Raw genomic sequence first — 18922 nt, 5'->3', positions numbered from 1 at the left:
CGCGGGTACGAGCGGAGCGAGCGGAGCTACGGTGGCCCCGGACGTGACGAGCGTGGCGGACGCAGCGATGAGCGTGGCTACGGCGCTGGGCGTGATGAGCGCGGCGGACGTGGGTACGAGCGGAGCGAGCGGAGCTACGGTGGCCCCGGACGTGACGAGCGTGGCGGACGCAGCGATGAGCGTGGCTACGGCGCTGGGCGTGATGAGCGCGGCGGACGTGGGTACGAGCGGAGCGAGCGGAGCTACGGTGGCCCTGGGCGCAGCGATGAGCGTGGTGGACGCGGCGATGAGCGCGGCGGACGTGGGTACGGTGCTGGACGTGATGAGCGCGGCGGACGTGGGTACGAGCGGAGTGAGCGCAGCTACGGTGGCTCCGGACGTGATGAGCGCGGTGCTTCTGCGCAGAAGGAGTCTCGTCCCGAGTTGCGTGGTAACGAGCGTAAGCAGGGGTATAGTGAGCGTACAGAGAATCTTGAACGAGCAACCGTCTCGCCAGGTGAACAACGTGCGCCTCAACAACCTCGGCAAGATACACCTGAGGCTCCAGCGCAGCAGCAGGATCAAGCGTCGCAACAGGATAGTCGGCGTGAGACCAAGAAACCTGTACGTAGCGCCAGTCCTGTTACCAGGCGAGGCCGGGGCAGTTTCCAGATGCGACCCGGTGGACGTCCCAACTTCGACCTTCACCCAAAAAAATGAGTTTACGACGGTGTAAGCCTGAAGCTAGCGCACCTTGTGCTACACTTATGATGGTGTCAACAGACTGAAAGGAGTGGTCAGTGGAAGCCCACAAGTCATATGTGCGCGATTGGATGACAAAGCAACCGATCGTTGTTGCGCCAGATACCTCAGCTGTCGAGGCATACGAACGCATGCGCGATCGTAACGTCCACCGCTTGCCAGTGGTTGAGTCCGATGGTCGTCTTGTTGGGATGATCACACGGAGCGATATCGAAGGTGTTGTTTCATTTCAACGCAGTGAGGCGGGTTGGCACGAAGCTCGCTTTGCCTTGGCGGGCACAGTGGTTGAGGAAGTGATGACAAAGCAACCAATCAGTGTTCTTGCTGATGCCTCGATGAAAGAAGCGGTGTCAATCCTGCTTCAGCGACACCTGAGTGGTTTACCAGTGGTTGAGAACGACGTGCTTGTTGGCATTATCACTGAAACCGATGTCTATCGTCTGGTATTGAAGTTGTGTGAAGGCTAAGACAGCAATCGAAGGATAAAAAACAATGCTGCCGAGATTATAGTCTCGGCAGCATTGTTTTTTTATCCTTCGGGCAAGGGAGTTGGTTCCGGCGCTGGCGGAGGTTCCGGTGGTGGCGGAAGTTCTGGAGCCGGTTCTGGAGCCGGTTCCGGTGCGGGCGGTACCTCCTCACCCGGCGGTGGTGGTGGTGGAACCTCCTCGGGCTCAGGCGTTGGTGTCTCGCGTGGGAGCGGACGACCATCAGGGCCAAGATCGGCAGGATTGGCTTCAAAAATATTGGGCCAGGGCCGGAACTTTGTTTCAAACGTACGGCGCTCAGTGGTTTCGCCATCGCGCTCAATAATGCGGGTAAAGTTGATCGTCATGCCACCGCGTGCGGTATCGCTCTGGCGCATGCGGCCCCGTGGCTGTTCAGGCACCGCAACATAGACAGGCTGGCTTGGGGCTGGCAGGCGATCTGTAATTTCGGGGCCAGCGAGGCGAACCGTGCGCCCGTCGTCTGTGCCGTAGATACGCACCTCGGCCAGCGCACGGTTGGTATCAACATTGGTCTGGATCAAGATCCAATTCCCTGTATCGTTAATGAATTTGAAATCGAGGGCACCGGTGAAAATCGCGGCATCCATCCCTGGACCATTGCCATACTCACCGAAGCCATATTTGTCATACCAGCTGATATAGAACGAATGGCCCCAGCGTTCGGTGATGGGCAAGCCAGCCCAGAAGGCGGCCCGGAACATCGTCGTCGAGTCTTGGCAGATGCCACCGCCCCATTCAAGCTGGGTACGATTACGGACAATCGCGTAGCCTTCAACAAAACCATTCGAGGCATCAATGCGCCCGATCGTATTATTGAACGAGAACTCTTCATCAGGGGCGACCAGAACCCCATCGAGCAGACGCATCCCGGCCTGGATATTGGTAATGCGGTAGGCCGCCGAGCCACTGAAATCACTGCGGCCAACTGACAGCAACTCACGAAGGCCCAGTTGTCCGAGATTAGCGGCGGTCACTGGAGCGGCTGTTTCGCGCATCGGCAAGTTTACATTGCGTTGCCCATCGGCCTTGAACAAGGCACTCGTGACCATTTCTTGTGCTACCACCGCATCAAGGCGCTCTCCATTCGTCCCTTCGCGAGTGATGCGCAGATCGCCACCATTCCAGGCTACCCGCGGATAGCGGCCAACCTTTTCGGTCGTCGCGCCAATCTGCTCGAGGGCAGCCTTGATGAGATCCTGATCGAGGGAGACGGCTAGCGTATCACCTTCAGCCCCATTCACCCGTTCAATGCGAACCAGGCGCGCAATATCTTCGCGTGACCAGACAAATGGTGTTGTCCATCCTTCAACCGTCAAGGTCAGAGGGGCAGCGAGCAGTGCATCAATGGTTGCCTGAGCCTCTTGCACCGCTACGTCGCTCAAACTTGGCTGGAGCGTGCGTGTACGCAGGGCGATCATCTGGGGATCAAGGGCCTGGATGGCTGCGGTAATCTCTTGCAGGGTATCGCCTACCAGTACCTGTTGGCCGGTCGCTGACGGTGCGGTCGCAAGGGTCGTTCCATTGAGGGTCAGGGTTGCATCAATGGCAGGTTGCTCAACCTCGGCGACCCGCGCAAGCAGGTATTCCTGCATCCTGGTCTGATTCACCGTCACGTGGAGTGGCAGTTCAACACCTTGCTCATAGATCGCCAGGAAAGAGCGCACGTTGGTGAAAACCCCTTGATCGCGGCCAAGTGCCATCGCCTCGGCAACGGCTCGTTCTGTCTCGAGGCGAACACCTAGTTCGGCCATCGTAGGCATCCACGTCTTATCGCCATAGGTAAGCACCACAGGCTGAGCCAGGAACGAGGCAAACCGTGCTTGGATCGCCTCTTCAGCCTCGGCGACGGTCAATTCACCGACCTGCACCCCGCGAATGCTGACATTCGGATAGATGCGCCCGTCGTAGCTCTGATTCAAGAAATAAAGCCCGGTGCTCGTCCCAATAATGGTAAGCAATAAGAGGCCGACCAGGGCGACGATGAGCATCCGACCGCGGCGACGGGGTGGTCGGGCTTTTGGCCGGGTTCTGGCTTCCGGCGCGGTCACCTGAGGGTCAGCCGACCAGTCGGCCCCCTCAGGGATGGCGGTCATACGATACAACTGATCCTGGCCATCACCAGTTGTTGAATGCGACGATGAAGGAAAATCAACCGACACCGAAACCTCCTGAGCCATAGTCAGGGCACACATATCCCCTCTTACGCACTATACGTGGAGCGAGGGAACCTTGTCAATGAGGATTGTCTGATGAACAGGTCTGTCGAATATTTCTATATCAGACCGTTCATTATAGGGTAGAAAGCTCTATGTTACAATTCTCATTGTAACATAGAGTACGCTGCTATCCCCGCGTATGTGGGGGAGGTTGGGGCTTGCGACCAGCAAAACATCGGATGTTTAGGGTGGCAGCGCTCAACTGAATGTGTATGAGTACGTGTTCAGCCTGCTCCTGGGAGCGCGGGCGGCTCGCCCGCATCCTGACCCGAGCGGGCGAGCCGCCCGCGCTCCCAGGGTGGTGCTTTACCTTTACCCCAAGTGTGAACAGATACGTGTATGAGGCCGCAGGCCCCAAGAATCTTGCTTATCCTGGCGAACGGACAACAGGATAAGAACGGGTTTTAGGGCGATAGCCCGGCAGTGGCAGGCATAGCGATGATAGGATCACTGCTTCATCAGCGCATTGGGCGTTATGAGACAAAAGCGTTGCTTGGCCGCGGGGGTATGGCGGCGGTCTATCGTGCAACTGATACGCTGTTGCAGCGTGATGTTGCGCTCAAGCTACTCTATCCACAGTATGGCGACGATCAGGCGCTGGTGGCACGTTTTACGCGTGAGGCGATTACCGCGGCGAGCCTGGAACATCCTGGCATTGTGGCGGTGTATGATGTCGGTGAGCACAATGGGTTGACCTATATTGCGATGCAGTTGTTGACCGGGCGTACGCTGCAAGAGTATCTGCAGGAAGTTGGTACGGTCGATTTGCCTGCGCTGGTTCAACTGCTGGAACCGCTTGTTGAGGCGCTCGACTATGCCCATCGGCGTGGTGTGATCCATCGGGATATCAAACCAGGCAATATTTTTCTCAGTACGACACCCGAAGGCCAGCGAGCGGTCTTGACTGACTTTGGCATTGCGCGACAACTTGACACCCCTGGCCTGACCACGACCGGGATGTTGCTTGGTACGCCCGATTATATGGCCCCCGAGCAGATCGCTGGGCGTGCTGTTGATGCGCGGGTTGATGTCTATGCCCTTGGCATCGTGATCTTTCGGGCCTTGACGGGGCGTCGGGCTTTTGAAGGGACGACTCAGGATGTGTTAATGGGCCATCTCTATGGTCAGGTGCCGGCCCCTTCGCGCGTGAATCCCGCGTTGTCGCCTGCGGTTGATGCTGTGGTTGCCCAGGCAACTGCAACTGACCCGGCGCAACGCTTTGCTTCGGTCAAATTGCTCTTGGCTGCGCTGAAACAGGCTCTGGCTACGTCTTTGCTGTCGTCTGCTCAACCGGCGTTCATTGGCGCTTCACCACTGGGCGGGGTAGGCTCGCCAGTTGGAGGGCTGCCCCCGCTTGCTTCGTCTGACCGTGAAGCGGCTACCCTCGTTGCCCCAGGCGTACCGCAGGTACCGAACCAGGATGCGCGGCATATGTCTGGGCCAGGCGACGATGATCAAGGCATTGCCTTGACGCGACCCTCGGCGCAGCGGCGGGTTGTGCGCCCACCAGGGACACCGGCGCGTGGCTCGTTTGTTACGATGCTGCTGGTGTTCCTGGTCGTGATGATGACCTTGCTCGCCGGAGGGGGTCTCTTTGCCTTCTGGTCGGTCTTGGCCCAGACCAATCAGGGAACTCCTCCCCCGTTGCCACCAATCGTTGGTGACGCAACGTCCCTTCCTGTGGCGACAGGAGAGGCGTTCGCAACGGCGACGGAACCTGCCTCAACCGCTGAACCATCGCCCGAGGTTCCCACCGAGGCTCTTGAGCCAACAGGCGTGCCCGCTCCCACGGGTATGCCTGAGCCGACTGACGTGCCTCCTCCCACGGACATGCCTGAGCCGACTGGCGTGCCGGTGGCTACCGGTGCGCCCGAGCCAACGCCTGCCCCGGTACCGACTGAGGCGCCACTCCCAACGCCGGTGCCGACGACCCCGCCAGTGCCGACGGAGGTACCGGCAACACCAACCGAGGTTCCCGTAACGCCAACTGAGGTTGAGCCAACACCGCTGGCGGATTGCCCGAATGGTTTGCCGGTGCGGGGTTTTGGTAAACTGTATGCCGACAATGTCGGGGTGCGCACCGGGCTTGGTTGTCCAGTTGCCCCTGAAAGTGCCGGGATTGCTGCCCAACAATTCTTCGAGTCTGGTACCATGTATTATTGGGATCTCACGAATCGTGATATGAAGCGGGATCATATTTTTGTCTTTTATGGTACCAATGGGGGCAACTATACCCAGTTGTCGGCCCAGGAAGTCGCTGATCTTGGGCCAGAACCAACCCCTGGAACTGACCCGAATCAGCCGGTGCGCGGCTTTGGGCGGGTCTATTTCCATAAGAGCGGTGTGCGCGAGCAACTTGGTCTGCCAACGACCCCCGAGTTGGAGTTAAAAGGTAGTCAGTTGGGGGTGATCCAATTCTTTGACCGTGGCTTGATGATCTGGACCCCTGATTACCGGCCAACCGGGGGGAGTAGTATTTTCGTTCTGTACGATACCGGTCGCTTTGAGCGTTTCCATGATAGCTTTGTCGGCTAGGGTCAATACTTTTCAAAGAAGGACGAGAAGAGACCTCACAGGTCTTGATGCTGGCGTCCCAATGCAGATGAGCAGAGCTGTGAGGTCTTATTTGGAAGATATTGGGGCTAGGGTGAGACAAGAATTGCTCGGGCTTTGGATAGTGGTGGTGTGCTGATGCGTGGAGTGACACAGATATGATCCAGGTAGCCTATACCCAACAAGCTGTTGCGGCTGGAATGGCTTTGCTCCCGCTGAAATTGACCGCCCCTACCCCACGGAGTCACGCGTTGTTACGGCCTGATCTTCAGGCGCTGCTTGCCGAGGTGCGTTTGCGCCCGGTGACGCTGGTCGTGGCCCCGGCGGGCTATGGCAAAACGACGCTGCTGGCCCAGTGGATTGCTGATCTTAGGCGAACCGGAGCTGCTGTCGCATGGCTGGGGCTTGAGACCGATGATCAGGCTCCGGCGATGTTGCTGGCCTATCTTGTACGGGCGTTTCAACGACTCTTGCCCAATGTTGGTGAAGAGTCATGGCGTATTCTGCACTCGGCAGTTGATCTGGAACGCGACTGGCCGCTGGTGGCCGGGGCGTTGTTGAGTGATCTCCAGAATCACCTGACGATGCCGAGCTTTTTGGTGATCGATGATTATCATCAGATTGCGTCTGGCCCGATTACAAATGTCCTGCTTGCCTATCTGCTCCGTGCGGCACCTCCGTCACTGCATGTGGTGATTGCCTCGCGCCGTCGGATTGAAATTCCCCCGTTATTACGGATGCGTGCCGAGGGGTCGCTGGTTGAGGTTGAACAGAGTGATCTTTTGTTGACCAAGGACGAGACGGCTGAGCTGGCGGTGCGGGTTGGGGTGACGTTGAGCGATGAAGAACTGGATCTCTTGCTTGAACGGACGGCAGGCTGGGTGTTGAGTGTCCAGATGGCTGTGCGTACCCTTGTACGCCATGCTCCCGCCCAACGCCTGATCTACCTCACCAACCTTGATAGCAATCAGCGCAGCCTCTTTGATTACCTGGCGTCTGAGGTGCTTGGGAGTCTGCCGGCGGAGGTGATCGATTTTCTTGCGCGCGCCGCGTTGACCGAACAGTTTGATGTGCATCTGCTGGATGAAGTTTTAGCGCGGACTGATGCGCAGGATCTGCTTGAGCGAAGTGTGCAGATGGGCTTGCCGCTGGCTGAGGTAGAGCCACATGCGATGCCGACGCATACCTATCGGTTCCATCCCTTGTGGCGCATGCTGTTGCGTGAGCGGGCCGAGCAACTTTTTGATGCCGAGACCCTTGCGGCCCTGCATCAACGGTATGGCGCGGCCTTTGAGCGTCTAGGCATGCTTGAAGCCGCGATGAGCCATTATGCGGCGGCTGGCAATGATGAGGCGCTGGTGGGTGCCTTGCGTCGGCGAGCGTGGCCGTTGATTGATACGCCGCGTCGTGATAGTATTCGTGCCTGGCTTGAGCGCTTACCTGCCGCGCAACGTGAGCATGATCCTGAATTGTTGCACATGTGGGGCTGGAGTATGGCGTCTAGTGCGCGCGACCAGGCCCTGCAGGCGATCAGCCAGGCAGCTGAACTCTATCGGCAAGAGGGCAATTATCAGCGTGAACTGCGCGCCCTGAGTGACATGGCTTCGTTGATCTTCTGGGAAGATCGCCCCGGCGACTTTGCCGGGGTCTGCATTCGTGCGGTACACTCAGCGAATCATGTGCGTGATGCCTGGGCCCGAGGGGCGGCTCTGGCTTCGACGGCAGCCTTGCTCTATAGTCGGGGGCGCTATGCGGCGGCGTTGCGGGTGGCCGAACATGCGTCGCATCATCCGCGGAGTGTCTTCTGGCAGTGGCTGCTGGCGATGATTGTTGCCTCGATCCATACGCAGCAGGGCTATCCCGATGCGGCGATTGTGGCGATTACGCAGGCGCTTGAAATGCCCCAGGTTGATCGAGACGATCGCCTGCACCAGAGTCTGGTCTTGCTCAAAGCGCTGGCGCTCTATCAGCAGGGCCGCATCAGCGAGGCCGTCAACATGGCTCTTGATGCCCATCGTCGCCTGAGTGCCTATGCCCAAGAGAGTGTGATCGGGGTGAGTGGGGCCTATCTGGCGTTGTTGCTGGTTGAGCAGGGGCGTCTCGATGAGGCGGCCACGTACACGGCGCGTGCCCGGAGTGCTGCGCATACGAGCGGCACGGCGTCGTTGTTGGCCCGTACGCAGGTGATTGATACGTATACCTGTTTGCAGACTGGTCAGGAGGCTAGCGCTGCCGCCGCCGCGCTGGATCTGGTGCGCCTCGCTCGGGTTGTTGGCGAGGATCAGGTCGAGAGTCTCGCTGCCATGCGTACGGGTAATCTGCCAAATGCAGGCCCACTCGCTCTCTCGTCCTTTGGTACGCACGATCTCTGGTTGCAACTCTACCTGTTGGTGACGCTTGGCGAAGGTGGCGAACCTGAACGTGCGGCGTTGCTTGCCAATGACCTGACTTCCGAGATGATCCGGCGTGGGGACGGGCTCTTTCTGGCGGCAGCCCAGATCTATCGTTCGTCACTTGCGGCCCGTCGCGGGGTGGAGGCGGTACGCTTGAATGCGCTCCAGAGTGGGTGGGAGTTGTGTGAGTTGCACGGCTTCTGCTTTTTGCCGGCTTTGCCCAACCATGTTGTGGTTGAAGCCGTTATTGGCGCGATTCGCCTTGATCTTGCCCCGAATGCGGTGCGTGCGGTGCTTGCGAACCAGTTGCACGACGAAGCTCCGGCGTTGCTGCTGAGCATCCTGGATCGGCAGCAGCCACCGGCGATGCGTGCCCGGATTGCCGGGTTGCTTGGGGATCTTGGGGCTGCTACGGCCTATGCCGCGTTGCGTTCGATGGCCCGCGACCGTCAACCCCTCGTGCGTCGTGCCGCCGAGCGCGCCCTCGAACGCCTTGTCTATCGTCCCACGTATCGCCTGCATATTCGGACGATGGGGGCTTTTGGCGTGTGGCGAGGCGAGATAGAGATCCGTGATCGGGATTGGCGAAGCATCAAGGCCCGCCAGTTGCTCCAACTTTTGCTGGTGGAGCGTGGGCGGATGTTGCCCCGCGAACGCATTATGGATATGCTCTGGCCCGGGTTGGAGGTTGAGTCGGCGGCGAATAATCTGCGGGTTACGTTTAGTCGTTTGATCAAAGCGATTGAACCACAACGACCAGATGGTGCACCTACCTACTATATTCTGCAACAGGGTGACACCTATGGCTTCAATAGTGACAGCGATCACACCTACGATGCAGCTGAATTTACGGTGGCAGTGGAAGAAGGTCGGCGTGCCCTCTATTATCAGCAACCCGAAGAGGCTATGCAGGCCTTCCGGACAGCGCTTTCGCTCTATGGGGGCACCTTCTTGCCGGATTGTCTCTACGAGGATTGGTCTGTTGTCGAGCGCGAGCGCTTGGGGTTACTCTTTACCGAAGCTTCGCTCAACCTTGGCAAATTATTGATTGCCGACGGGCGTGCGCATGAGGCCATCGGCCTGGCATGGCGGGTGCTTGAGCATGATAAAGCCCAGGAAGAAGCGTATCAGTTGCTGATGCGTGCCTACAGTGGTCTCGGTGAACGGACAACGGCGTTACGACTCTATGCACGTTGTGTGGCTGTTCTGGCTGATGAACTTGGTGTTGAGCCACTCCCCGAAACGGTTGAGTTCTATGAAATGATCCGCAGTGGTGCATGAGCGTGCTCCTTTGCACTGGCTATGTCGCTGCTCAGGGTGACGAGCGGATGGTGCCCTGATGTGGTGGCATGCGAACCCTCGTTGGAGGGTTACGGCAAGGATTGGTTTTGCGGTGGATGCTCAATCTCGAGCAGAAATTCGCGCATGGGGCAGAGGTGTTCACTCATAAAGGTAATCGCCTGGGCTATTTCGTTGATCTGCTGTTCTTCGCCACTGGCAACGTGCTGAATGCGCCCACGCCATCGTTCGGGTAGCTGGGCTTCGTCAGATGGGACGACGATGCGTAGCAGAAATGACTCGACCCTACGTGTACTCATAGAACTTCCCCTGTGGTGACTGCCTCTGGTAACTAAATCATATATCGTGCTGGCGTTTGTATCCTAATTGCTGGTGCCTTGCGCATCGGGTGTTTAGATGCCTTGCCTTTCCCGACCCTCTGGGAAGATCCGCGCTGCGCAGGAATCCTTGCTCTTAGGATACAATCTACCTGTAACGGTGGTATTACCAGGATGAAGGTGTGGGAACGCTGCTGTTTCCCACAAAGCAGAGTGAGAGGTTTTTGTGAAGGCAACAATTGCAGTTCTGGCGGGTGATGGGATTGGGCCTGAGGTCGTGGCCGAGGGTGTGAAGGTGCTGCATGGCGTTGGTCAGGGCTTTGGGCATACATTTGCGTTGCCCGAGGCGTTGATTGGCGGCATTGCCATTGATGAGACTGGGGTTGCCTTGCCGCCTGCGACGGTCGAGACGTGTGTGGCGGCTGATGCGGTGCTGCTCGGGGCGGTGGGCGGCCCAAAGTGGGACGATCCGACGGCGAAGGTGCGCCCTGAACAGGGCTTGCTGGGCATTCGCAAAGCGCTGGGCCTCTTTGCGAATCTGCGTCCGGTGACGGTGCATCCGTTGCTGGTTGATGCGTCGCCGTTGCGTCGCGAACGCCTGGAGGGGGTTGATCTGCTGGTGGTGCGTGAACTGACTGGCGGGATCTATTTTGGTGAGAAACGGCGTGAGCGCGATGCCGCTGGTGAGTGGGCAAGCGATCTCTGTATCTATAGCGAAGCCGAGATTGTGCGTGTGGTGCGGGTCGCGGCTGAACTGGCGCGCAAGCGTCGCGGCCATCTGACGCTGGTGGATAAAGCCAATGTCCTGGAGACGAGTCGGCTCTGGCGGAGTGTGACGACCCACTTGATGCAGACCGAGTTTGCCGATCTTCAGTTTGATTGGATGCTGGTTGATGCCTGTGCCATGCATCTGCTGCGGCGTCCGTCAGATTTTGATGTGATTGTCACCGAGAATATGTTTGGCGATATCCTGACCGACGAGGCGAGCATGCTGGCCGGCTCGATGGGGATGCTGCCGTCGGCCTCGCTTGGCGAGGGCAACAAGGGTCTCTATGAACCGATCCATGGTTCGGCCCCGGATATTGCTGGTCAGGGCAAGGCGAATCCGCTGGCAATGATTTTGAGTGTCGCGCTCTTGTTGCGCCACTCATTAGGCCTGGAAGACGAAGCCCGTGCGGTTGAGGCAGCGGTGAGTGCGGTGCTTGAAGAGGGATTGGTGACGGGTGATCTTGTTCGTCCTGGTCAACAGCCTCAGACGACGGCTGCTGTCGGTGATGCGGTGGCGGCGCGCCTGGTGATGTACGCCCAAGCCAGGTAAGTTGGTTAGGCCCCCCCGCGGGAGACCTGCCAGGTGTGCGCCGGGCAACCTTTCCGGCATCCAATGGAGTGCTGCGGCGCACACCTGGCAGGTCTGACGGCTCCCTGAGCTTTTCCAATCTTTCTCTCATCAACTTGTGGTATAGTCTCTGCGAGAACAGGTTTATGAGGGAGTAGATCTTGACTGACGATCAATCAAAAGAACCCGGCTTGGAGCCGGATGGGACGCCGGAGCATGATGCACCTGGGGCAGATCAGGGCACGTCACGGCGAGGGTTTGCGTATGATGGAAGTGGGCGTTCGACCTCGTATGAGGACGAGACAGATGATGCGCCTGAGCCAGAAACAGGTGGCTCGTCGCGTCCACCTGTGGCAATCATCTTGGTTGCGCTTGTAGTGCTGATTGCAGTTGGTGTGGGCATCGCTTTTCTGATGTCACCCCAGACACCGACGGAAACGGCACAGGTGACACCAACGGTTGAAGAGCTTGCCCCGGAAGGTTTGCCCGAAGGGGCGTTGCCTGAACAGATGCCCTTGCTGACCGCGATTGGCAGTGCCGATAGCACTGAAGTGATTGTTGAGGTAGGCGAAGGGGTGATCACGCGAGGCGATTTTGTTCGGCTCTACCAACCTGGTTCCGAGCCTGCGCCGCTGCTTGAGCAGTTGATCCAGATCGAACTGGTGGTGCAACAGGCGAGCCAAGAGGGGGTTGTGGTTGATGAGGCTGCGATTGATCAGCAGGTGGAAGAGATCAAGCAATCGCAGGCTGGTGGGGACGATGCCCTCTTTCAGGAGTTTCTCGTGGCGGTAGAGGTTGGTGACGAGGCGAATCTGCGTCGTCTGTTGGCGCGTGATTATATTGTTGAACAGATGATCCTCGAGCATACGGTCGCCGAGCAGGCGCGGGCACGCCATATTTTGCTTGCCAGCAATGGTGTGACTGAGACCACCGAGCTCAAGGCCGAGGCTGAGGCTCTGCTTGTGCAGTTGAATGAGGGTGCCGACTTTGTTGCGCTGGCTGCCGAGCGTTCGGATGATCCTGGCTCGAAAGATGCTGGCGGCGAATTAGGTTGGGCCCCGCGTGGGGTTTTTGTGCCCGAGTTTGAAGAGGCCATTTTTAGCATGCAGGCTGGCGAAATTCGCCTAGTCGAGAGTGACTTCGGCTGGCATATCATCCAGTTGCTCGACGAGGCTCAGGTGCGTCCGTTTGAGAGTGCTGATTTCCTTCAGTCGACGGGGGGGCAACAGGCCTTTGCCGAGAGCTTTATTCCCTGGATTGAGGAATTGCAGGCGAACGCCGAGGCAAATCAGTTGATCAGGATCATTGTCCCTGCGGATCAACTGGTGAGTTTGCCCGAGACGCAGTGAGTTTATGAGCAAACGAAAAAAAGCCAGCTATGCTGGCTTTTTTTCGTTTGCGCTTGATGCTCTGCACCTATTTCCGGCGGATTAGTCGGATCAGCGGCAGGCCAAGGCCAATGCTCATGAGGCCGCCGAGGGCAAAGACGGAGCCCCAGCCGAGGTTCAGGTCGAGCATCCAGCCAGCGACAACCGGGGCAAGGATCGTTGCGCCAAAGCCAATGAAGGCTTGAAGTGCCTGGGCTGAGCCGAGGCGTTCACGGGGGGCGAGTTCGGTGATCGCGGTCGAATAGATGGCCGAGTCGGCCGAGATGAGAAAGCCGTAGAGACACCCGATAGCGACCAGGAACCCCCACGATGCGCCACCGAGAAAGCCAAAGCCGAGCGAGATGACCCCACTGGCGAGCGCGATGCTCAGGGCGGCCTGGGGACGCCCGATGCGATCCGAGAACCAGCCGCCAAAGAAGACCCCGGGCATGCCAAGCCCGGCCATCAAGGCGGCCCATTGACTGCCTTGGGCGGTTGCTTCGGTTGGTTCGAGCCCCTGGGCAACCAGGGCTGCTGCGAGAAACGCCGCCATCCAACCACGTGAAATATAGAGTTCCCAGGCGTGCCCGGTATAGCCAAGGATGGTGCGGGTAACGGGCCCCTCGCGTAAGACCCGCGGATCAAGGCGCCCGCTTTGGCCTGTCGGGGCGGCCACCCCACGGGTGGCAACGAGGGCGAGGGGCAGCGCGATGAGCGAGAGCAAGCCGAGCAGCAGGGCGGCCTGGCGCCAGGGCATCCAGCCGAGCAACATGCCACTCGCCCAGAGCGAGATCGCCCCCCCGAGGTAAAACGACGACACGTACGAGCCGACAAAGAGGCCACGACGTTCAGGCGGGGCACTGGCGGCTACGACGCGGGTTCCGGGCATATAGATCCCGGCGAGGCCCAAACCCGCGACGAACCGAATCGCCGAGGCACTCCAGATATCGTTTGCGCCAAATGGGAAGAGGACAAAGGCGAGGCTGGTGGCGATGGTGCAACCCCCGATCACCACCCCAGACGGAAGGCGGTCGGTCAGGGGCAAGATGATCAACACACTCAAGACATAGCCAGCCTGATAGGCGGCAAAGACCCAGCCAATCCCGGCGGCACTGGTTGCCCACTCGTCACGGAGCAGGGGCAGCGCGGCGGCAGTAAAACTTGAGGGCAAGAGCGCCAGGGCGAGCACCGGCCCCAGCAAGTGGGTACGCCGGTTCAATAAAACAACCCTGAAAGCCCATAGTAAAGCGGAATGCCGATGGCGAGATTAAAAGGGAACGTAATCGCGAGCGAAGCCGTCAGGTAGTAGCTCGGATTGGCCTGGGGCAACGCGATCCGAACGGCAGCGGGGGCCGCGATATACGACGCACTGGCTGCCAGGGTGCCAAGGACGACGGCCCCGCCAGCCGAGAGCCCGACGATGCTGCCAAACCAGATGCCCAGGGTGCCATTGATAATCGGCATCACGATGCCAAAGACGATCAAAAAAGCCCCCACCTTGCGGAGATCGCGGAAACGACGCGCTGCCACCATGCCCATCTCGAGCAAGAAGAGAGTCAGGACACCACGGAAGGGATCAACAAAGAGGGGTGCAACCTGGGCGAGGCCGTCCTTGCCCGCCAGTGTCCCGATCACCATGCCGCCGAGCAAGAGCAGAATGCTTTTGCCGGCAAGCAATTCACGAAAGACCTCGCCCCATTCACCGCGCTGGCCCAGGGCAACCCGAGCAATCAAAAGGGCGACGATGATGGCAGGCACCTCGAGGATGGCCACCAACGTGGGCATAAACCCCTCGTAGGGGACCTCAAGCACCTGGAGAAACGTCTGGACGGCGGCAAAGGTCACGGCTGAGACCGAGCCATAGTGAGCCGCGAGGGCGGCGGCATCAGCGATCTCGAACTTGCCGAGGCGGCGTAAGACGACGTAGGCCACAATAGGAATCAGGATACCCAGGGCCAGGGTTGCGAGCGCTGGACCCCAGAAAGAGCCAAGGGGGGTCTCGGATAGCTCAGCCCCTCCCTTGAGGCCGATCGACAGCAACAGGTAGATCGACAAACCGGTATACAGCTCTTCAGGGAATTTCAAATCACTCCGTACCAGGGTTGCAATGACCCCGAGCACAAAGGCAAGCACCATCGGCGAGAGCAAATTGAGGCGTACCAGATCGAGGATCTCCACATCAACTCCTTGTTGCGAACACCAGGGTGGTGAGGGTAATAATACTCTGAGCCTCGCATCAGTGCAAGTAACGGTGCTGGTACAGGTATGCTATACTGCTAGCGGCAGGTGGAAGGAAGCGGATTGCTCAGGCGGAGGGACGCAGCGTGACCACGCATGATCCAGAAGTAACAGTAACGCCAACCGTTACTTTTGTTGTTGCTGAACGTGACGATCTCGAGAAGCCCTATCGGGTTATTATCGAAAATGATGATGTCACGCCAATGGATTTTGTTGTGGTGATACTGCGCATCTTTTTTGATCTGGAATTTGATCGATCAATGAGTATCATGTTGACTGCGCACCACGAAGGCCGTGCGCTGGTGACGATTTTGCCCTTTGCCGAGGCGCAAGAGCGCATCTACAATGCCCATCACACTGCCCGCGAAGAAGGTTACCCCCTCACATTTTATCTTGAGCCTGATGTGTAGAGCATGGATAGGGCTTGTTCTGGCTCGTCACTTCACTAGCTGTCTTAGGGAGGAACGATGTATCGGCCACGTTTTGCCGCCATCGGACTGTGTCTGTTGATCCTGCTGACGGGTTGTACCTCGGCTGCCCCTTCGCTCGCCGTCACTTCCACGACGGTACCCACGTCTGCTGCTGCTGCGGCAACCCCGGTGCCTACTGCGACCCCGTTACCGGTTTTTGCCGTTGGTTCGTCACTCGGTGGGGTTGACGTGGGCGGGCTTGATCAAGCGGCTGCGCTGACCCTTTTGCGTGAGCAGTTGCCGGTGCCGTCACCACTCAAGCTACGGGCGGGTTCGGCCCGGTTGACGATTCAGCCTGATGATATCGGGTTACAACATTCAGCCGAGGCCTTGCTGGAAGAGGCCCTGGATGGGCTGGGTGATGCGCGTCCGGTTACGCTCCCGCTGCGGGTCGTGTTTGACGAAGAGGCGCTCGGTGAACGGCTGGCGGCGCTGGCTGGTGAGGTTGACCGTGCGCCGACAGTGAGCGTGCTGACCGACACAGCGACGATCTCGCGAAGTTTTGCCTATACGCCAGGGCTGACGCTCGATCTTGATGCAGCGATGAGGCAGATTCGGGCCGCCCTGGAAGAGGCCGAGCCGGGTGTGATTGAGTTGGAACTGGTAGAAGATCCTGAGGTGCCGGTGATCTCGCTTGAGCAGGTGCGGGACGAGTTGGTCGCAATGGATGAAGCCTGGCCTGGCATTGTTGGGGTGCATCTGATCGATCTTGCCACGGGTGAAAGCATCGGCCTCAATGATCGCACCGTGTTTGCGGGGGCGAGTACGATCAAGGCGGCCATTCTGCTCTATGCATATACCCAGCTTGACGAGTTTGATGAAGACACCGAGGCGGCGATCGAGGCGATGATCACCGAGAGTGATAATCTAGCTTCAAATGATGTGCTTGCGGCAGCCGCCGGTGCTCGTGGCACTGAATATGCGTTTCTTGGTGCCGATGCGATGAGCGTGATGCTCGAAGAGCAACTTGGTTTGCGGCATACCTACCTCTTTGTGCCTTTTGAGGCTAGTGATTATATTCGGGTCTACAAACCAAGCTTTCGCTGTGGCCCGGAAGGTCGGGTCGGCGAAGCGCCCTTTACTGAGACGGGATCATGTCTGCGCGCTGAACCCGAGAGCATGGCGCGCTTGTATCAGTTGATCGATCAGTGTGCCCAGGGTGAGGGCGAGTTGCTTGAACTGTTTGACAAACTGACGCCGTCACGATGTACCGAGATGCTCGATTGGCTTGCGAAGAATGAAGATACGACACGGATGGTGGCCGGGGTGCCCGAGGGTGTCAGGGTTGAGCATAAGAGTGGCTGGATCGAGACAATGCAGAGTGATGTGGGCATCGTGCGTTCACCCGGGGGTGACTATGTGTTGGCGATCTATCTTTATCGGCCGTTGCTGCCTGGTCAGTATTTGTGGGCCGATGAAGTGATGGCCCCCCTCGTGGCGTCATTTTCCCGTCTCGCCTATACGGCGTACAATCCCATTAGGCTTGACATAACTGAGGAGGAGTAATGAACCTGCCATTAACCCGGTTGATCATGTTCAAGCATGGCGTGGGCTATTTTGAGCGCCGTGGGGCCTATACTGGTGAGCAACTGGCGCTGAGTGTGCCCCACGAGGCGATGGATGATCTGCTCAAGAGTCTGGTTGCGCTTGATCTTGGGGCCGGGCAGGTACTTGGCGTGGCCTTTGAGACGCCGGAAGATCAGGCGGCCCGGCTGGCGCGGGGCAGTATCAAGCTTTCGGATCAGTTGAGCCTGCTGGATCTGTTGCGGGATCTGCGCGGGCGGCAGGTGCGTTTGCGTGTGACGACCGGTGAAAAGAAGACGGCCGAGACGAGCTATGAGGGCTTGGTGGTTGGCGTGGATTATGAGAGCGAGGAGCCGTTACAACGGGCGCAGGTTTCGCTGTATGTCCCCGAGACGCGCCAGGTTGTGACGCTGTCGCTCAAGCGCCTGGTGCAGCTTGAATTGCTTGATGATGCCGCTGCGTCCGATCTGAGCTATTTTTTGCGGGCGGCGCAGAGTGACGAACAGCGCCGGGTGGCGACGGTGCGGTTGAGCCCTGGTGACCATGATCTGCTGGTTGGCTATATTGCCCCGGCCCCGGCGTGGCGCGTTAGCTATCGGCTGCTTTATGAAGGGACGCCTGCTGATTACCAGGGTGGGGCCGGCGCTAGCGATGCATTTGTACTGCTGCAGGGCTGGGGGCTCTTTGATAACCAGCTCGAAGAAGACCTCGAAGGGGTGGAGTTGACCTTGATGGCGGGGATGCCGGTCTCTTTCCGCTACCGGCTCTATGAACCTCACACCCCCGAGCGCCCCCTGGTGGAAGATGAAGAGCGTACCGTGGCGGCCCCGATCATGTTTGAGCCACCGATGCCGGCGATGGGCATGGTCAGTTACATGGACGATGGCATGGCGACAGGTCGTGAGCCGATGCCGATGGCGGCGATGCGCAGCAGTCCGAAGTTGCAGGCTGATCGGCTGGAAGCGTCGGTGCAGAGTGCGGCGACTGGTGACGAGCGAGGGGCGCTTTTTGCGTATCACGTCGCGCATCCGGTGAGTGTGGGGCGGGGGCAGTCGGCGATGGTGCCGATTGTGAGTCAGCGCCTGCCCGCCCGGCGCGAATTGCTCTACAATGGAGCCAAGCAACCGCGCCATCCGGTGGCCTCGTTGCGGCTGACCAATGCGACGGGTCTGACGCTTGAGCGTGGCCCGGCGACCATTCTCGAAGATGGTGATTATGCTGGCGAGGCGGTGCTGCCCTTTACCCGCGTTGGTGGCGAGTTGATTGTGGCCTATGCCGTGGAATTGGGCATTGCGGTGGAAGAACGGCGGCGGAGTAACCGTCAGTTGATTGGAATCAGCATCAAAGATGAATATGCGGTCTTTGAAGAGCATGATCTCGCGATGACCACGTATCAAATCACAAATAATGGCGACCAAGAGACCGACGTAACGCTTGACCATGGCTTGATGCAAGACTATGAGGTTGCCGGGCCGCGTCAACCCGATGAGACGAGTGCGGGCTATGGACGCTGGCGGGTGGCCTGTGCGCCGCACACTTTGACGAGCTTTGAGGTGACGGAACGGCGCTTGGTGCGACGACAAGAGCGGGTACGCGGCCTTACCGGGGCACAGTTGCGGTCCTTTCTACGGGATCGCCTGCTTACTGCCGAGGTGGTGCAGGCGCTCGGGGCGGTCTTGACGCTTTATCAACAGGCCGATCAGGCCCAGGCGCAGATCCGCCAACTTGAGCAAGAGCGTGAAAAGATTGGGCAACATCAGCGCCAGATCCAGGGCAACCTGCAACCGCTTGGGCGCGAGGGCGACGAAGGTGCGCTGCGACAGCGGTATGTGGCGACCCTGAACCAGCAGGAAGATCGGCTGGTTGCGATTGCAAGCGAGAGCGAGCGGTTGCAGGCCGAGATCAAACGTCTGGAAGGGCAGGCCCTGGCGCAACTCAAGCAGATGAATGCATAGGGTGAAG

General features: G+C 58.9%; 12 protein-coding genes and 1 pseudogene. 9 read left to right on the top strand and 4 right to left on the bottom strand.

Annotation, left to right across the window (positions count from 1 at the left end; genetic code table 11):
* Positions 1 to 699, top strand: a pseudogene (locus EKD05_RS25785) (hypothetical protein); the annotation flags it as partial.
* An 80-nt stretch (positions 700 to 779) separates the two neighbouring features.
* Positions 780 to 1208 (top strand): CBS domain-containing protein, encoded by a 429-nt coding sequence (locus EKD05_RS14505; protein ID WP_240695786.1) that lies wholly within the window; start codon positions 780 to 782, stop codon positions 1206 to 1208.
* 62 nt (positions 1209 to 1270) lie between these two features.
* Here EKD05_RS14505 and EKD05_RS14500 read toward each other — a convergent pair whose 3' ends face one another.
* A complete protein-coding gene (locus tag EKD05_RS14500; protein ID WP_240695785.1) occupies positions 1271 to 3406 on the bottom strand; it encodes a VanW family protein in 2136 nt (711 codons plus the stop codon).
* Between the two features lie 495 nt (positions 3407 to 3901).
* Here EKD05_RS14500 and EKD05_RS14495 point away from each other — a divergent pair, with 495 nt between their 5' ends.
* Positions 3902 to 5998: a serine/threonine-protein kinase gene (locus EKD05_RS14495; RefSeq protein ID WP_129673927.1), complete on the top strand. Its 2097-nt coding sequence runs from the start codon at positions 3902 to 3904 to the stop codon at positions 5996 to 5998.
* A 176-nt stretch (positions 5999 to 6174) separates the two neighbouring features.
* Positions 6175 to 9690, top strand: coding sequence for a BTAD domain-containing putative transcriptional regulator (locus EKD05_RS14490; RefSeq protein WP_129673925.1), 3516 nt, complete (start codon positions 6175 to 6177; stop codon positions 9688 to 9690).
* 89 nt (positions 9691 to 9779) lie between these two features.
* Here EKD05_RS14490 and EKD05_RS14485 read toward each other — a convergent pair whose 3' ends face one another.
* Positions 9780 to 10007: a hypothetical protein gene (locus tag EKD05_RS14485; RefSeq protein WP_129673923.1), complete on the bottom strand. Its 228-nt coding sequence runs from the start codon at positions 10005 to 10007 to the stop codon at positions 9780 to 9782.
* 244 nt (positions 10008 to 10251) lie between these two features.
* On the opposite strand from EKD05_RS14485, the gene leuB reads away from it, so the two are divergent.
* Positions 10252 to 11343 carry a 3-isopropylmalate dehydrogenase gene (gene leuB / locus EKD05_RS14480; RefSeq protein ID WP_129673921.1) on the top strand — a complete coding sequence of 364 codons (1092 nt, stop codon included), beginning with the start codon at positions 10252 to 10254 and terminating at the stop codon, positions 11341 to 11343.
* Between the two features lie 179 nt (positions 11344 to 11522).
* Positions 11523 to 12710 carry a peptidylprolyl isomerase gene (locus EKD05_RS14475; RefSeq protein ID WP_129673919.1) on the top strand — a complete coding sequence of 396 codons (1188 nt, stop codon included), beginning with the start codon at positions 11523 to 11525 and terminating at the stop codon, positions 12708 to 12710.
* Positions 12711 to 12777: 67 nt separating this feature from the next.
* On the opposite strand, the gene EKD05_RS14470 is transcribed toward EKD05_RS14475, so the two are convergent.
* Positions 12778 to 13947 (bottom strand): MFS transporter, encoded by a 1170-nt coding sequence (locus tag EKD05_RS14470; RefSeq protein ID WP_129673917.1) that lies wholly within the window; start codon positions 13945 to 13947, stop codon positions 12778 to 12780.
* Entirely contained in the window at positions 13944 to 14906 is a 963-nt protein-coding gene (locus EKD05_RS14465; protein WP_129673915.1) for a sodium-dependent bicarbonate transport family permease, read from the bottom strand. The genes EKD05_RS14470 and EKD05_RS14465 overlap by 4 nt, the downstream gene beginning before the upstream one ends.
* Positions 14907 to 15052: 146 nt before the next feature.
* On the opposite strand from EKD05_RS14465, the gene EKD05_RS14460 reads away from it, so the two are divergent.
* Genes EKD05_RS14460 through EKD05_RS14450 form a run of 3 tightly spaced genes read left to right on the top strand, consistent with a single transcriptional unit; the run spans position 15053 to position 18915 of the window.
* Complete coding sequence (locus EKD05_RS14460; RefSeq protein ID WP_129673913.1) at positions 15053 to 15376, top strand: ATP-dependent Clp protease adaptor ClpS; 324 nt, start codon at positions 15053 to 15055, stop codon at positions 15374 to 15376.
* Between the two features lie 57 nt (positions 15377 to 15433).
* On the top strand, positions 15434 to 16942 hold the full coding sequence (locus tag EKD05_RS14455) for a serine hydrolase (RefSeq protein ID WP_129673911.1): 1509 nt from the start codon (positions 15434 to 15436) through the stop codon (positions 16940 to 16942).
* Entirely contained in the window at positions 16942 to 18915 is a 1974-nt protein-coding gene (locus EKD05_RS14450; protein WP_129673909.1) for a hypothetical protein, read from the top strand. Before EKD05_RS14455 ends, EKD05_RS14450 begins: the two co-directional genes overlap by 1 nt.
* Positions 18916 to 18922 lie beyond the last annotated feature (7 nt).

The organism is Candidatus Chloroploca sp. Khr17, assembly GCF_004138165.1.
Classification (GTDB): Bacteria; Chloroflexota; Chloroflexia; order Chloroflexales; family Chloroflexaceae; genus Chloroploca.
The sequence above is the reverse complement of the archived record's forward strand: the minus strand, read 5'-3'. Positions and strand labels throughout refer to the sequence as shown.

What these genes read in the sequence shown, in the direction of transcription:
- EKD05_RS14450 (WP_129673909.1), top strand. Translation starts at nt 16,942, where the DNA reads ATGAACCTGCCATTAACCCGGTTGATCATGTTCAAGCATGGCGTGGGC.
- EKD05_RS14455 (WP_129673911.1), top strand. Translation starts at nt 15,434, where the DNA reads ATGTATCGGCCACGTTTTGCCGCCATCGGACTGTGTCTGTTGATCCTG.
- EKD05_RS14490 (WP_129673925.1), top strand. Translation starts at nt 6,175, where the DNA reads ATGATCCAGGTAGCCTATACCCAACAAGCTGTTGCGGCTGGAATGGCT.
- EKD05_RS14485 (WP_129673923.1), bottom strand. Translation starts at nt 10,007, where the DNA reads ATGAGTACACGTAGGGTCGAGTCATTTCTGCTACGCATCGTCGTCCCA.
- EKD05_RS14495 (WP_129673927.1), top strand. Translation starts at nt 3,902, where the DNA reads ATGATAGGATCACTGCTTCATCAGCGCATTGGGCGTTATGAGACAAAA.